The following is a 14,492-nucleotide window of genomic DNA, read 5'->3' on the forward strand; positions in this document are numbered from 1 at the left end:
ATGGCCGCCCACCACCACAAAAACGGAATACCCGCCCCCGCTCCACAAAACGCGAGCATCAATCCACGACAGCAAGCTAAGCGACTCCGCCACCCGTTTCCCGCATCGGCTCGATCTCCAGGGCGCGGTCCCCGATCGTGAACTGTCCGCGCGTCTGCTGTTCCACCACATCCCGCGGCTCGTAGCGGGACAGGGTCACTTCTCCGACGTTCTCGATCTCCTCCGGCATGGTGCTGTCACCATCCATGCGGGCCGGGGCACGGAACTGAAGTCCATGACGTGGACACGACCCGCTCATCACCGAGAGTCAGACCAGAAATCCACTGATCACAACGAATGATCACAAAATCCTGAACGGAGTTGGGCTCACAATGCGTTCGCGATGCGGTCACTGTGCCCGTTCGCCGAACGTTTCCTTCCGGCGCCTCCAGGCCCTCACCGCACGGGCCGTGGCTCCGTCCATGGCGGGACAGGGCTACGGCCGGATCGTCAACGTCTCCAGGCTCAACGCCCGCCGCGCCGGATCCATCTCCGGCACCATCCGCAACGTCGCCGTGTCCGCGCTGACCGCCAACCTGGCCGACGAGCTCGGCCCCCACGGGATCGGCGTCACCGTCGCGCATCCCGGACTCGTCGAGACCGAGCGGACCCCGGGTCTTGTCACGGACCGCGCCGCGGCCACCGGGCTGAGCGAAGAGCAGGTGCGCGCCGAACTCGGTGCCGCGACAAGTCTGGGCCGCATCGTCACGGCCGAGGAGGTCGCCGACGTCATCGTCTTCCTCAGCTCGCGACGCGATGCCGCCGTGACGGGTGACGCCGTGAGCGTCGCGGCCGGCAACCGTGGCTCCGTCCACTGCTGAGAGGACGGTCCGTGAGTCCACGGAGCGGGTTTTCGATAATGCGGTGAGGATCGGCCGTGAGAATGCCGTCGCCATTGAGATGGCTCGTCGTCACTGCCTGGTTCGCACCTCACCGCACCGGACGGGCTTGACCTGATCGCTGTGCAGAAGGCCCCTCTGTGAGATTCTGCCATTCGGTCCGCTCGCTTCACTTCCCCTGTCCCCTTCGCGCTCGGCGCGCTGAACGCTTGGTATGGCCAGGCGTCGGGCGCACGCACACTATTTCGCAGCGGGTGACTTCCCCAGCATGGTTGCGAACCAGCGTGAGGCCCGTCGAGTCAGGCCCGGAGTCGAGCGTGTCACAGGCTGCAACGGGCGTCGGTGGGTGGGGATTCGAGGTCGAGGAGATATTTCTTGACCACGTCGTCGACGCACTTGCTGCCGCCGAGGAGGTAGGCGCCGTGCTGCTTGCCGTCGACTGTGAGCAGGCTGCCGTCGAGGGCTCGCGCCATCGCGATGCCGCCCTCGTGCGGCGTCACGGGATCGCCGGTGACGGACACGACGAGCGTCTCGGGGATGCCTTCGACATCGGCGAGCCAGGGCTCCTCGCGTGTCGGCGGCGCGGGCCACGCCTCGCATTCGCTGTGGTAGTTGCCCGCCGTGAACACGTCGATGTCGAACATCGGGGCGGCCTCCCCGATCTTGCGTGCGAGCGCGGTCTGTTCCTCCGGCGTCGGACGGGGTGAGTCCATGCAGCGCACAGCGATGTTCGTGTCGGGATCCGTGCCGTAGGCGCCGTCCGCCGTGCGGGCGAAGAAGGCGTCGCGCAGGGCGAGCATCTCGTCGGCGGTGCCCGCTTCGAGCGCGGTCAGGGCGGAGATGACGTCGGGCCATTTCTTTTCGGAGTACAGTCCGCCGCTGATGCCGAGGTAGACGTCCCAGACGCTCAACTCCCGGCCGCCGGTGGTCGGTGCTGGTGTCTCGATGAGCGGTTGGACGATCTCGTGCAGGCGGTCGTTCGCAGCCGCGGGGTCGGGGCCGAGAACGCAGTCGGGCGATTCTGCGCAGCGTGCGGCGAGGTCGTCGAACCGTGCCTGCAGTCCGGTGAATGAGGAGAGGCGGAACTCGCTCGCCGTCAGGTCGGGCGAGACGGCCCCGTCGAGCACGATCGCCCGGACCTTTTCGGGGTAGGTCGCGGCGTACATGGCGCCTAGTTCGGTGCCGTAGCTGTAGCCGAGATAGGTCAGCTGGTCGTCACCGAGCACCTCTCGCATGATGTCCATGTCGCGCACGACGTTGGTGGACCCGGCGTTCACGAGGTTCGCGATGCCGCCAGAGCCGTCCGCGCAGCGCTCTGCGAGTTCGGTCGCCTCCTCGGTGCTCGTGATGTCGTACACCACGCCGAACCGCGGTGCGTCGCCTGCGTCGTACTGCTCGTCGGTGTAGCAGTCGAGAGGCGGGGTCGACGACCCGGTCCCGCGAGGATCGAAGCCGACGATGTCGAAGCGCTTGGCGACGGGACTCGCCTGCCACAATGGCAGGGTGGACGCGACGAGGCTGGTGCCGGATCCTCCGGGTCCGCCCGGGTTCAGCAGCAGCGAGCCCTCGGCCTCACCCGCGGCGGGGAGGCGGGTGAGCGCGATGTGCGCCTTCTTCCCCTCCGGCTTGTCGTAGTCGAGCGGTACCTCGACCGAGGCGCACTGGAGCGCCGGGTTCGCGAACAGCTTGGCGTCCGCCTTGCTCGTCGCGGTGTCCTCGCATCCGACCCAGTCGAGCTCTTGCCCGAGATAGACGCCGAGGTCCGCGTCCGCGCCGGAGTCCGGTGGAGGAGAAGCGGGCGTGCATCCGGCGAGCAGGAGGAGAAAAGCCGTGGCGGCCGCGCCGAGCACGGTCTCGCGGTATCGGGATCGAGGGTCTGAGCGCATGCGTTTCTCCCGTATCGAGCCGCGGTCGTGCGCGAGGGTGCGGCGGTGGTTTGACGGTCTGTTCTCGGTCGGGGCGCTGAGGTGGCCGACAGGGCGGCACGTGACCGGTCAGTGCGGGGGTGTCAGCTCTCGATCCCGCCGGTCTCGGCGTCTAGGAGCCGGTGATGGCGGAAGGTGATTGCTCGTTCGATCCCCGCGAGGCCGGCCGTGATGGTGAGAACCGTGTTCGCCCATGCCGGCAGGTCGATGGGCGAGACGAACGAGGGGGTGCGATCAGTCCAGGGTGGCCGGTGGGTGACCAGCTCAAGCAGCTGCGGGGCGAGGATCAGCAGATTAATCATCAGCACGGTGACAGCGCAGGCGGCGAGGGCTCGCCCGGATCCGGGGCCGGGCGTCGATCAACCTTTCCGCATCGCCGTCGAGCCCGTCGAAGCCGTAAGGATCTTTCCGCGCCGCCCCTGTCCAGAGATCGTGCCGGTCGCTCATGTCTCCCCTGTCCGGGGTCGTGACGGAACAGAGCACCGCCACGACACCTTCTAGCATGCCTGTGCTAAATTAAACTAGCACAGGCATGCCAAAGATTGACTAGGATGGGGTCATGCCCAAAAGAGCCAATCCGGATATCCGCCGAGAGCGGGTCGCCGACGCCGTGATCGAGGAGATCGCCGCGCATGGGATCCGCTCGGTGACCCTCGCCCGGATCTCCGCACGCACCGGCCTGGCCATCGGGAGCATCCGCCACTACTTCGGCGACACCGTCCGAGAGGTCATGCGCTTCACGTTGGCTGTCGTCCTGCAGCGCGCCGCGAGCCGCGACACGAAGATGTCCGACGATCCGGTCGCACGGATTGTGGATGTGATCGCATTCACCGCTCCGACCAGCGAGCAGGAGCGCAAGGAGAACATCGCTCTCGTCGAATACCGTGTCATGGCGCGCACGGACGCGGAGCTCGCGTCCGACATCGCTGCCACGTCCCTCGCGGGCGCGGAGGTGATCTGCTCGTTGCTGCGCGATGCGCTGGCCGACCGCGCGATCGACGAGGAGGCGCTGCACCGCGAGGCGCTCCTGCTGTTCGCCCTGGTCGAGGGCTTCTCGTTCAGTTCGGCGCTATTCTCCGCTCCGTTGAACGAGGCGGACGTCCGTGCCGTCGTGACGGCGACCGTGCAACGTCTGCTCGATGATCTACCGCCTTCCGGTGAAGCCATCGAGGGAGCGGCTGGAACCGGGAGGGCGTTTTGACCCGTTGTTTCGCACCGTTATGAGTACTTGATGCGTTTCATTCCCCTCGCCATGTTTGTGTTGATTCACGGGCGATGCGGCGGGCTATGAAGGCGATCATCGCGATGTAGATCATGGCGGTGGAGCGGGCGGGGAGGGCTTCGTAGTCGCGGGCCAGGCGGTGGTGGTGCATGAGTCGGCCCAGGGTGTGTTCGATCACCCGCCTGTGGGGAAGGGCGGTGAAGCCCTTGGTGCCCGGGGTGTGGCGGACGACTTCGGGGGCGATACCGAGGCGGGCGGCGTTGTCGACGAGGTATTCGCGGCAGCCACGGTCGGCCCAGCCCTTGCGGATGCCGGAGTGGTCGGCCGTAACACGGTTGAGGAGGCGTTCGCCGGCGACGGAATACTGGCTGCCGGCGGCGGTGACGAGCACGGTCAGCTTCAGGCCGGTGGTGTCGATGATGATGCTTCGCTTACGGCCGACGATCTTTTTTCCCACGTCACAACACTGTTCGCGGGCGGGGACGTTGGTGGAGGTCTTGACGCTCCGGGCATCGATCACGAAGCCGGTCGGCTCCGGGCGCGGCCCTCGTCCTCGCGGGCCAGGCGGTGCAGCAGGGCGTTGAGCTGCTCGAAGATGCCGTCGCGTATTCCTGCCAGGGTCACCCGGAGCGATGTCATGGCTCTTGCTCTATGACCACACTCTGGAGTGCTCTCCTGGAGTCGCTTATCATTCGAGAACTGATTGAGGGCGTGACCTCGCGGCTGCGCGGACCTATAACGGCCCGCCGCTTCCCAGTGGTTACACCGTCTCAGCCAACCATCGTGCTTCGGTGGTCGGGCTGAGGCGGCATGTCTCGGAACGGCCACCCTCACAGAAGGATGTCGGCCGTTGAGTTCCGGATCGTTGACGCGCCTCTTGCTCGTCGCCCTGGCAACTGTTCTGTCTCTGCTAGTCGCAGTCATCGCTGGTGTGCTGTCTTGGGCAGCGGACGGAAGCGCGCCACGCGCAGTGCTCTGCGGTGGCGGGGCATTCGTCGTGTGGATGACCCTCTCCGTCTCCCTGTTATCAGCTCTGGGCTTGCTCGACAGGGGCGTCGGGCAGGGATGATGTGTAGCGCAGCCGACCGGGGCGCTCCTCGTGCCGTTCCCAATAGACCTGGTGTCGCGCCAGACAGACCTGGTGTCGCGCCAGCTCACGGGACGTAGCTCGACCTGGATCTTCAGAACAATCCGTCCTGCTTTGACGAGGTAGGGGCCCGCCGAACGGTACAAACTCCGACCAGAGCTAGACGCGGCCGGCTCGTTAGTCGGCGACGCGTTTGAAGGCCCGCGCGTGGCTGACATCGACCGACGACACCTTCGGCCGACGACGCCTTCTGTCGGGCGCGCTCACGCAGGTCCTCCAGGTCGGCCGGGGCGCCCGCAGGGTGGTTTCCTGTAGGCGCCCCGGCAGCGCGGTGATGTGGCGCCCGCCGCGGTGGCGGCTGATGTCGCTGCGGCGTTCCGGGCCCGGCGAAGACCTGCCGGACAGGGCCCGGCAGCCACGAACATCGAACGCCGCACCGTGCGTCCCGCCCAGGTCACCAGGCTCAATCCGGCGGACCATACGACGGTCGGTCGCTGTGCCCGTGGCGTGGGCTGTCGCGAGTCGCTCTGGCCGCCGACTGGTTGTCGGCGGCCTGAGCGCTGGGAGGTCAGCTCTTCATGGCCAGGTCCCAGTTCAGTCCGCCGCTGGTGACACCGCCGAGACCGCTGATGCGCGGGTTGAGTGAGCCGTCGCGCGACTCGGACAGAAGCGGCGGCGGGATGCCGGGGTACGCCGAAGTCGACCGGTGTGATGCCAGCCAGTCGCCGGCTCTCTCGGGTATGCGCGATCATGACCGGAATGGACACTCGTTTCCTTGGTACCGCTGAACTGTCCGAGGCCCCGTCCGTGGCGGTCGTGGTCGACGTCATGCGTGCTTTCACCGTGGCTGCCTGGGCCTTTGCCCAGGGGGCGGAAAAGATCGTTCTTGCTGAGTCGCTGGACGAAGCCCTGGCTCTCAAGGCCGGTCACCCGGATTGGGTGGCGCTCAAAGACGGCGCGCCCGCGCCCGGCTTCGACACCGTCAACTCCCCTGGTCTGGTGCGGTCTGTTGACCTTGGCGGACGGACCGTTGTGCAGAAAACCACGGCAGGGACGGTCGGTGCCCTTGCGGTCAAGGAAGCATCGCTGGTGCTGTGCGCCAGCTTCGTGGTGGCGGAGGCAACAGCTCGGCTCTTGCGAACGTGCGAGGGTGACCGTGTCACGTTCGTGATCACCGGCGAGGATGGGCAGGCCGATGAAGACCTGGCGTGTGCTCAATACATCGCTCGGAGGGTCACCGAGGCCGGGACGGATGCTGCTGAGTACCTCCGCCGCGCTGCCGAGTCACGCGCCGCCGCCGATCTGGCGCAGGGGGTGCGCCAAGGAGTCCATCCCGATGACGTTGCGCTCTGTCTTGAGGTCGACCGCTTCCCCTTTGCCATGGTGGCGACCTTGGAAGGCCCGCTCATGGTCCTGCGTCCGTGCGCCATGCATTCGCCGACTGACGAGGCCCCGGTCTGATCGATTATGAGCTCTGCTTTCAGCGTGCGGAGCGAGCATCCTGGCTGGGGCTTGCGGTTTCAACTGCGTATCCCGATGGCGGTGGTTCGGGGCGGCGGCAGGCGGCCGACCAGAGTCGTTTGCGGCGGCGGCTTCGCGGAGCCGACTGTTCTCCTCGTGCTGTGCGGCGAGCCGGGCCAGGATCTGAGTGCCCAAGTCCGCCAGCTGACCGGCCTCTTGCACGGCCTGGGCCAGCCGTTCCTCGAGCATGGTGTTCTCTGCCTCGAGCCGGGCGATCCGGTCCTCGCGGGGGTATCGGGGATTCCGCCGGAGTCTCGCAGTGCCTGGAGGCTCCGCTCGGACCAGGTGCGGGGATGAACGTATCGGCGGGCGCCGTAGAAACGGTGCCCTCGACGCCCGCTTCGCAACCGCCGCACCGGAGCAGGAACCTGATGCCGGAGCCGCCCTCGTGTCGATCCGCTCACCGGACAGGGGGGCGTTGGGTTCAGTCAGGGGACGTCGCCCGCCCGGTCTCGCCGGTCCGGGTCACCGGGTCCGGGGCTGCGGTCTGCGCGGCCTCCCGGCCCGTACGCGCCGATCCCCGCGATCAACAGCGCCCCTCCCCCGACCTGTTCCCCCCGGTTCCTCATGTCTGGCCCCACCAGGCTGTGCTGGGCGCTGCCCGTGGGCCTTGTGGACCAGGAGGCGCGGGCCGCTGTACGCCTTCTGCACGGAGGAGCATGCTTACACCTCAACCCCGACTCTCCCTGATCCAGGGCATCTTGTGCTTGCTCGCAGCCGGTGGATCAGTGGGTGAGGCAGAGGCGGGGGGCGCCAGATGGATTCGCTGTCTCCACCGGGCGGGCCTGAAGATGTCCGTGCTCCTGGGCGGCCGGTGCAGTTGGAAGGCGATTTCGCTCGCCTCTTCTTCGACGGGCAGCTTTGCGCTATCAGGTAACAGGGCCATGCCCGCTGGTCCTTGCGGCGCGCTCTCAGCGACCGCCCGATCCCCATTCAGGCGATTGCCGACGCCGTGCTCGGTTTTCCGGGGAGCAATGCGAAGTGGGGCACGCTGCGGATCATTCCGCGTTCCGGTGTGGACGCTGTGGCCGAGGTGCTCGGGGATCAACTGCCGGAGTCGGAAGACCCCTATCTGATCCGTTTTCCAACGCAGTCGGCTCCGGGAAAGCCGAGTACGTACACCGAGTGCTGGTGCAGGCCATTCATGCTGCTGCTTCTCCCGGCAACGGCTCCGGGCTGCTGGTCCCTGTGCCGTCTCCACCGCGGCTGTTACGGGGGATTCAGAGCCGGGCGGAATTCGACGAGCTGTACATCGGTGAGTTCGAACCGCCCCCGGTGGCCCTGAACGCACCCCTTGACCGGCGTTGGAGCGGGCCTGGTGACGTCAGCCCAGACTCGGCGGCGTCCAGTCGGCGTGCCGCAGGACGGTGTGCACCGTCACGCGGGAGGATGCCAGCCGGAGACCGGCGTTCCGCGCGGCGACGGCCAGGGGATGCGTCAGCTGTTGGCCCATCCGGCCGGCCTGGCGGGCGACGCACTGGCTGCGCGGGCGGCGCTCGGCGTCGTAACGGGCCAGCGCCGATTCGACCGTGGGCCGGGTGGCCAGTGCGGCGGCCAGCACGGCCGCGTCCTCCAGTGCCTGGCAGGCGCCCTGGCCGAGGTTCGGGGTCATGGCGTGGGCCGCGTCACCGAGCAGTACGATCCGGCCCGCGGCGAAGGCGGGCAGGGGCGTCACCAGTTCGTGGATGTCGTGGTGCGGGACAGCGCCGGACCGGGTCGCACCGAGCAGCGCGGGGATCGGATCGCGCCAGGTGCCGAACCGTCGGCGCATCACGGCGAGCGCGTCCGTATGCCTCACCCCGGGCGGCGAGTTGAGCACCGCGTGCCACTCGGCCCGGCCGTCGGCGAACGCGATGTGGCCGAACTCTGAGCCCTTCCCCCAGGTCAGTTCGAAGTCGGTGTCCAACTCGACCGGGCGCTCGGTGATGGCGCGCAGCACGGTCGCCCCGCTGTAGACCGGGCCGGGGTGCCGAGGAAACAGCTGCCCCCGCAGTCGGCTGCCCACGCCGTCGGCGGCCACGACCAGATCCGCCTCCAGGACGGTGTCCCCGAGGGGTATCCGCACCCGGCCCGGACCGGAGCGGTCGACGGACATCACCTCTGCCCCGACCAGCAGACTCTCCGACGGCAGCGCCGCGCGCAGCAGACGGTGCAGCAATGCCCGGGGGATACCGACGATCGGCGTGCCCAGTTCACGTTCAAGAACGGTCCCGTCCATCCGGGCCAGCCAGCCGCCGCCAGGAACGCGGGTGCCCCCGGTGTACTGGGGCCGCGCAGCCGCGGCACCGCCTCGCCGACACCCAGGACGTCCAGGGCACGGATGCCGTTGGCGTGCAGGGAGATGCCCGCACCCACATCGGCCAGGACGGGGGCGCGTTCGACAACCGTCACCTCCCAGCCGATCAGGCGCAGACCGATCGCGGCGGCCAGCCCGCCGATGCCTCCGCCCACCACCACCGCGCTGCCGCCCATACCGGCCCTCCTTCGTCCGCCCCGCAGCACTTCTTCTACAGCTGTAGAAGAAGAGTACCCCCAGTCCTCTACAGGTGTAGAAAAGGGGGATGCCCACAGACCGACGTACCGTCCTCGCCGAAGCGGCCATCGATGTGCTGGCCGAAGCCGGAATCCGAGGACTGACCCATCGCGCGGTGGACCGGGCGGCGAACCTGCCGCCCGGCACCACCTCCGCCTACTACCGCACCCGCCAGGCCCTGCTCACCGCACTGGTGCGCCGCCTGGTCGCACTCGACCAGGCGGAACTCCAGGCGATCGGGGAACAGACGGCGGCACCGCGAGACGCCGACGAACTGACGGCCGGGATCGCCGCCTTCGTCGAACAACGGCTCACGGGGGACGGGCGCCGACGCTCCCTCGCGCGTTACGCGTGCGCCATCGAGAGCGTGCACCACCCCGAACTGCGGGAGATCCTCGTGCCACGCCGGAACGCAGCGCGACAAGCCGTAGACGACTTCTTCACCGCGCACGGCGTCACAGACGCCGAGGACCGTACCGTCACGCTCCTCACCTGTGTGGACGGACTTGTCTTCGACCGCCTGGTGGGGGGCGGAACCGTGTCGGACCACGAGATCCGCGGACTGGTGGCGGCGGCACTGCGATAGTCCCCGCCCGCCGGCACCGGACGGCCCCGGCCCAGGGCCTGACCCCAGGACGGCAGCCGCAGTCCTGACCCTCACCGTGACGAGCGTTCGGCAGCCCACCGTGCTGTACTGGCCAGATGGACCATAAGCACCCATTTGCGTCCATGGCGCACCCCGGGCCGCCCGGCGAGGAGGCCCGCGGAGCCGTGCGTGACGGGCGGACCGACGAGGCGCGCAGCAGGATCCGGCTCATGATCGGAATCACCGCCCGCGCCGGGGCGTACCGCAAGGGGCTCATCGCGGCAGCCGAACGTCTCAGCCCCGAGGAAGCGGTCATCATCGCCGATCTCGAGCGGAACGGACTTCAGGTACCGCAGTTGCACGACCTGCTGTGCGGCGGCCATGTGCTGGTGGACGATCCGCAGCTGTACGAGGACTGGCGGTCCGCCAAGGGCAGCCATCCGCGCCTGTCCAGCCACCACCACGACATCGACAAAACGCTCTACCCGGACATCGGGATGCGCGGAACGGTGGTGAGGGAGAAACTGCACGGGCGCACGAAACAGGGCACCTGGGTACAACTGGAGAAGACCCCCGCCGCCTTCGGCAAGAACAAGCTGCCCAGCCTGAGCGATCTGCGACACCTCATGGACTATGTGGTGTACCGGGTCACCCGCAGCAATGTCGGCCCCTGGGGCCTGTCACGGATGACCGAACGGCGCCCGATGTACCTGTCACCGAACCTGGCCCTGCCCACCTCCCTCACACCTCCGGTCGCACGGGCGCTGACCCTGGCACTGCGCCGGATCGACGAGGACGACGACGTCACCGCGGTGTCCCAGGACCTGGCGGCCCGCTTCCCGCCCCCGAACCGGGCGGACCTCGCAGGTGAACTGGGCCAGGCGCTTTCCGGCAGAGCCGGACGGGGCCTGTTCGGCAACTCCGAGGTATGGGTCACCGAGACACCGTCACGCAGCGCCGCCGCGGTCCTCCGCGAGCGCAGCCGGCCGCCCGTGACGGAAACGCGGCGCACGGAAGGAACGCCATGAGCAACGATCAGCGCAACGGTCCCTCGACCGCGTCGCCGGGCCCCGGCGACGCGGTCGTGCCCGGGGGACTGGTCTCCGCCGTGGTGAACCTCGTGAACACCGGACCGGTACTGCTCGGCGCGTACACCATCGCCGAACTCACCGCCGTGGACGCGATCGTGGACTTCCTCGAAGCCCGGCCGCCGGACGACGTCCTCGCCGAGGCCGTCCGCTCACTGGCAGCCCGCCAACTGCTCGTAGCGGGCTCCACAGCCGAGCAGGTCCAGGTACGAGGAGACCTGGGCATCGCGGTGGCGTTCCAGCAACGGGCCCGCCGCGTCCTCGATGCCCGCACCACCGGGACGGAACCCGGCGAGCCCTGGCGGATCCTGCTCCTCCCCCAGCCCGAACGGATCTGCCTGATGGTCCGCATCGACGCACTCGGCATCCACCAGCTCGGCCTGTACAAACTCGACGACGCCGTCAGAATGCTCACCGACTGGCTGCCCCGCGGCACAGCGGCCGACCCCGACCCGGCGATGGACACCGACACCATGCTCACCGCCTCGGAGCGTTCGGCACTGGTCACCGTCACCCACTACACCGCACAAGGTTCAGCAGAAACCGCCGGCGCCAGCACCGACCTCGTCCTCGCACGCCACGACGGGAGACTGCACTTCCTCACCCGGAATCCGGACAACAAAGAACAACTGGTGCCCAGCCGCTCGGAGAGCAGGAACGGCGTCCGCGACAGACTCCTCTCGCTGCTGACATAGCCAGAAAGCCCCCACTCCACGGTGGGCACCGGCAGGGGCGGGATCCAGCCGATCAAGAGCACGATCGAACAGCCCCAGCTCCCCCTGGAGGGCGGGGCCCTCCTTGGCCCGATGCCTTCCGGCCGCCGGCTCTTCCCCCACACCGGCCCAGCCTCCTCGGCCCTCCGCCTGATCGACTCCACGGCAACCGCCGGCGGAGTCGTCATCGCCACGTACCAACCCGCCGGAAACTGATCAACGGCCGTGCATGACAGGAGGGTCCGCTCGGTGCTGTGCCGCGGTACTCGGTCACCGCTCGTGCAGCCTGGGCCGGAACCGTTTCGCAGTCCTGGTCGGAGCACGCCTCGCGATGCTCCCAGCCGCGACCTCGTCAGCGCCGGACCGGTCTCCACTTCCCTCCCCGACACCGCTGTCGCGGTTCGCCGGCGAGGCCGGCGGCGCGGGCCTCGCCGGGAATGAGTTGCTCCATGGCGGTGTTGATCGTTCCAGCGCGATGGCTTCGCGCTGCGTTCAATGCCACACGTTCCATTCCGTTCCGCTCTCCGTCGACCGAAGGTGCTTATCTTGTCCTCCAGCAATTCCGGCGTCCGGGCCGCGCAGGTGCTCAACCGTCCGTTCTCCCTGGGCAGTCTCGCCCTGCGGAACCGGATCGTGATGGCACCGATGACCCGGCAGTTCTCACCCGGTGGTGTGCCGGGGCCCGACGTGGCGGAGTACTACGCCCGCCGCGCCACGGGCGGTGTGGGACTGCTCATAACCGAGGGGACGTACGTCGACCACCCGTCGGCCGGTAGCAGTGACCAGGTGCCGCGGTTCCACGGTGACGACGCCCTCGGCGGCTGGGCGCATGTTGTCGAGCGGGTGCACCAGGAGGGCGGCCGGATCGTCCCACAGCTCTGGCACGTCGGTATGGCCAGGGCCGCCGGGGCGCCGCCCGTCCCGGACGCCCCGCGCGTGGGACCGTCCGGCCTGGATATGGAGGGCGAGGAAACCGGCCACGCGATGACCCAGACCGACCTGGACGATGTCGTCGCGGCCTTCGCGGCCGGTGCGGCCTCGGCGGAGCGGCTCGGGTTCGACGGCATCGAGCTCCACGGCGCACACGGTTACCTCATCGACCAGTTCCTGTGGAAGGGCACGAACCGGCGCACCGACGCCTACGGCGGCGATCTCCGCGCCAGGAGCCGTCTCGCGGCCGAGATCACGGCCGCCTGCCGACAGGCGGTGTCGCCCGACTTCCCGATCATCTTCCGGATGTCCCAGTGGAAAATGGGCAGTTACGACGCCAAGCTCGTCGAGTCCCCGCAGGAACTCGACGCCCTGCTCACCCCGCTGAGCGAGGCGGGTGTGGACTCCTTCCACTGCTCGACGCGCCGGTACTGGCAGCCGGAGTTCGAGGACTCGGACCTCAACCTGGCCGGCTGGGTCAAGAAGATCTCCGGCAAGCCCACCATCACGGTCGGGTCGGTCGGCCTCGACAACGAGTTCACCGCGGTGTTCCAGGGCACCGGTGGCGAGGTCACAGCCATCGACCGGCTGCTGGACCGGCTGGAGCGCGACGAGTTCGACCTCGTGGCGGTCGGCCGGGCGCTGCTCGGCGACCCGAACTGGGCGGCGAAGGTCCTGGACGGACGCACCGATGAACTGGTGCCCTTCGAGGCCGACCTGATCAAGGCGCTGCACTAGGCCATGTCCGGCCGGTCTTCGCCGGGCCAGAACGCCTGGTGCCGCACCGGCTTTGTACGGTCGGTCCTCGCTCTGTCTGTACGGTCGGTGCGTTCGCGGGGACGCGACGACCGACCGTACAGAATCGGGGAGTTCGGCCCCGTCGGGGTCAGTTCCCACGGGTCTCCGGGAACGCGCGGACGCGGCTCTCGGGCCGGACCTGGACAGGCGCGTGCGTGCCGCTCGTACGCCAGGGCGTGGCGCAATTTCCGCGGTTCACCTTCGCGAACGTCAGAGGGACCGGACTGTGCGTTTCCGGGTCGGCCGTGTGCGGTCGGCTCAGAGGCTGCCCGGGCGGACCAGACCGGTTCTTTTGACCCCGCTCAGGATGGGGGTGACCTCGATGGTGGAGATATGGGTGAGGCCGCCGATGGTGTTGCTCAGGAAGTCGTAGAGCGCGTTGAGATCGGCGGCGGCGACGGCCACGAGGATGTTGGCCGGGCCGGTGGTGGCGGAGGCGAAGCGGACTTGCGGGTGGCGGCTGAGTTGCCGGCCCGTCTCCTCCAGGCCGCCGGGTGCGACGGTGATCCACAGCAGCGCCTCGGTACGGATGCCCAGCCGGGCGAGGTCGACTTCGGTCGCGAGCCTGAGGACCTGGTCGCCGACCAGCGCGTCCAGTCGGCGCCGGGCGGTGACAGGGGTGGTGTCGGCGCGATGGGCGAGGTCGGCGTAGGAGGCTCTGCCGTCCTCGGCCAGAGCCGTGATCAGCGCGTGATCGACAGGCAGGAGCGCTGAGCGGGCGGCCGGGGCGGATGCGTCCGGCCGCAGGCTGGTCAGCTCGGCTTCCGTCAGCAGGCCGCCGCTCCAGTCGAAGGCCGCGGGGAAGACCCGCAGGAGGACATGCGAGGTCCACGACTGCACCGCGGGGGTGGCGGGAAGGTCGCGCAGCAGCAGCGTGTTGCGTGCGTCCGGCCCGTCCAGGAAGAGGATGGCGCAGATTTCGTCGCCGCCGCCGAGGACGTCGACCCAGACGGTGTCGGCGCGGCGGGCCAGGGTGGCGGCGATGGCGCTGATCTGGCGGGGCCGGCACCGGATGCGCAGGGCCAGCGGAATCAGATCAGGGAACCACACGGGGTTGCGTACGGCTGTGGCGCGCAGCGTCCTGTCGTGGAACAGCGGCGCCGCGCGACGCACCACTGTGCGCTCCGAGATGCCCAGGACGCGTCCGACCGTGCGCCAGGAGGCCCGCGGGGAAGCCAGCATCGCAGCGGCGATCCGACTGTCTGTGTCAT

General features: G+C 68.7%; 13 protein-coding genes and 2 pseudogenes. 8 read left to right on the plus strand and 7 right to left on the minus strand.

Going from position 1 to position 14,492, the window contains the following annotated elements; translation table 11 throughout:
* Positions 1–88: 88 nt before the first annotated feature.
* A pseudogene (locus ACIOJD_RS30860) lies at positions 89–229 on the minus strand (RacO protein); the annotation flags it as partial.
* A 142-nt stretch (positions 230–371) separates the two neighbouring features.
* Between ACIOJD_RS30860 and ACIOJD_RS30865 the strand changes: the two are divergent.
* Positions 372–860, plus strand: coding sequence for an SDR family oxidoreductase (locus tag ACIOJD_RS30865; RefSeq protein WP_401919416.1), 489 nt, complete (start codon positions 372–374; stop codon positions 858–860).
* A 338-nt stretch (positions 861–1,198) separates the two neighbouring features.
* Here the strand turns inward: ACIOJD_RS30865 and ACIOJD_RS30870 are convergent, their stop codons facing one another.
* Both ACIOJD_RS30870 and ACIOJD_RS30875 read right to left on the minus strand, forming a co-directional pair.
* A complete protein-coding gene (locus ACIOJD_RS30870) occupies positions 1,199–2,764 on the minus strand; it encodes an alpha/beta hydrolase (protein WP_401919417.1) in 1,566 nt (521 codons plus the stop codon).
* 122 nt (positions 2,765–2,886) lie between these two features.
* Positions 2,887–3,111 carry a hypothetical protein gene (locus ACIOJD_RS30875; protein ID WP_401919419.1) on the minus strand — a complete coding sequence of 75 codons (225 nt, stop codon included), beginning with the start codon at positions 3,109–3,111 and terminating at the stop codon, positions 2,887–2,889.
* 251 nt (positions 3,112–3,362) lie between these two features.
* Here ACIOJD_RS30875 and ACIOJD_RS30880 point away from each other — a divergent pair, with 251 nt between their 5' ends.
* Positions 3,363–4,004 carry a TetR/AcrR family transcriptional regulator gene (locus tag ACIOJD_RS30880; protein ID WP_401919421.1) on the plus strand — a complete coding sequence of 214 codons (642 nt, stop codon included), beginning with the start codon at positions 3,363–3,365 and terminating at the stop codon, positions 4,002–4,004.
* A 37-nt stretch (positions 4,005–4,041) separates the two neighbouring features.
* On the opposite strand, the gene ACIOJD_RS30885 is transcribed toward ACIOJD_RS30880, so the two are convergent.
* Positions 4,042–4,545 (minus strand): transposase, encoded by a 504-nt coding sequence (locus ACIOJD_RS30885; RefSeq protein WP_401919422.1) that lies wholly within the window; start codon positions 4,543–4,545, stop codon positions 4,042–4,044.
* Entirely contained in the window at positions 4,542–4,664 is a 123-nt protein-coding gene (locus tag ACIOJD_RS30890) for a hypothetical protein (protein ID WP_401919423.1), read from the minus strand. Before ACIOJD_RS30890 ends, ACIOJD_RS30885 begins: the two co-directional genes overlap by 4 nt.
* 1,207 nt (positions 4,665–5,871) lie before the next feature.
* Here ACIOJD_RS30890 and ACIOJD_RS30895 point away from each other — a divergent pair.
* Positions 5,872–6,573: a 2-phosphosulfolactate phosphatase gene (locus ACIOJD_RS30895; protein ID WP_401919424.1), complete on the plus strand. Its 702-nt coding sequence runs from the start codon at positions 5,872–5,874 to the stop codon at positions 6,571–6,573.
* Positions 6,574–7,531: 958 nt separating this feature from the next.
* A complete protein-coding gene (locus ACIOJD_RS30900) occupies positions 7,532–7,918 on the plus strand; it encodes a DUF4429 domain-containing protein (protein ID WP_401919425.1) in 387 nt (128 codons plus the stop codon).
* A gap of 39 nt (positions 7,919–7,957) precedes the next feature.
* Here the strand turns inward: ACIOJD_RS30900 and ACIOJD_RS30905 are convergent.
* A pseudogene (locus ACIOJD_RS30905) lies at positions 7,958–9,105 on the minus strand (FAD-dependent monooxygenase).
* Between the two features lie 89 nt (positions 9,106–9,194).
* On the opposite strand from ACIOJD_RS30905, the gene ACIOJD_RS30910 reads away from it, so the two are divergent.
* The 4 genes from ACIOJD_RS30910 to ACIOJD_RS30925 all read left to right on the plus strand — a co-directional run bounded on the left by ACIOJD_RS30910 (position 9,195) and on the right by ACIOJD_RS30925 (position 13,221).
* Entirely contained in the window at positions 9,195–9,752 is a 558-nt protein-coding gene (locus ACIOJD_RS30910) for a TetR/AcrR family transcriptional regulator (protein WP_401919426.1), read from the plus strand.
* Between the two features lie 230 nt (positions 9,753–9,982).
* Positions 9,983–10,780, plus strand: coding sequence for a hypothetical protein (locus ACIOJD_RS30915; protein ID WP_401919427.1), 798 nt, complete (start codon positions 9,983–9,985; stop codon positions 10,778–10,780).
* On the plus strand, positions 10,777–11,535 hold the full coding sequence (locus tag ACIOJD_RS30920) for a hypothetical protein (protein WP_401919428.1): 759 nt from the start codon (positions 10,777–10,779) through the stop codon (positions 11,533–11,535). The genes ACIOJD_RS30915 and ACIOJD_RS30920 overlap by 4 nt, the downstream gene beginning before the upstream one ends.
* Before the next feature lie 564 nt (positions 11,536–12,099).
* The gene (locus ACIOJD_RS30925; protein WP_401919429.1) at positions 12,100–13,221 is read left to right on the plus strand and encodes an NADH:flavin oxidoreductase; all 1,122 of its coding nucleotides are present in this window, start codon (positions 12,100–12,102) and stop codon (positions 13,219–13,221) included.
* Between the two features lie 318 nt (positions 13,222–13,539).
* Here the strand turns inward: ACIOJD_RS30925 and ACIOJD_RS30930 are convergent, their stop codons facing one another.
* Entirely contained in the window at positions 13,540–14,463 is a 924-nt protein-coding gene (locus ACIOJD_RS30930; protein WP_401919430.1) for an Lrp/AsnC ligand binding domain-containing protein, read from the minus strand.
* Positions 14,464–14,492 lie beyond the last annotated feature (29 nt).

The sequence above is a fragment of the Streptomyces sp. NPDC088116 genome, assembly GCF_044741745.1.
Classification (GTDB): domain Bacteria; phylum Actinomycetota; class Actinomycetes; order Streptomycetales; family Streptomycetaceae; genus Streptomyces.

Coding starts and splice junctions, on each gene's coding strand:
- ACIOJD_RS30865 (WP_401919416.1), top strand. CDS start 372: ATGCGTTCGCGATGCGGTCACTGTGCCCGTTCGCCGAACGTTTCCTTC.
- ACIOJD_RS30870 (WP_401919417.1), bottom strand. CDS start 2,764: ATGCGCTCAGACCCTCGATCCCGATACCGCGAGACCGTGCTCGGCGCG.
- ACIOJD_RS30880 (WP_401919421.1), top strand. CDS start 3,363: ATGCCCAAAAGAGCCAATCCGGATATCCGCCGAGAGCGGGTCGCCGAC.
- ACIOJD_RS30890 (WP_401919423.1), bottom strand. CDS start 4,664: ATGACATCGCTCCGGGTGACCCTGGCAGGAATACGCGACGGCATCTTC.
- ACIOJD_RS30895 (WP_401919424.1), top strand. CDS start 5,872: ATGGACACTCGTTTCCTTGGTACCGCTGAACTGTCCGAGGCCCCGTCC.
- ACIOJD_RS30910 (WP_401919426.1), top strand. CDS start 9,195: ATGCCCACAGACCGACGTACCGTCCTCGCCGAAGCGGCCATCGATGTG.
- ACIOJD_RS30915 (WP_401919427.1), top strand. CDS start 9,983: ATGATCGGAATCACCGCCCGCGCCGGGGCGTACCGCAAGGGGCTCATC.
- ACIOJD_RS30920 (WP_401919428.1), top strand. CDS start 10,777: ATGAGCAACGATCAGCGCAACGGTCCCTCGACCGCGTCGCCGGGCCCC.
- ACIOJD_RS30930 (WP_401919430.1), bottom strand. CDS start 14,463: ATGCTGGCTTCCCCGCGGGCCTCCTGGCGCACGGTCGGACGCGTCCTG.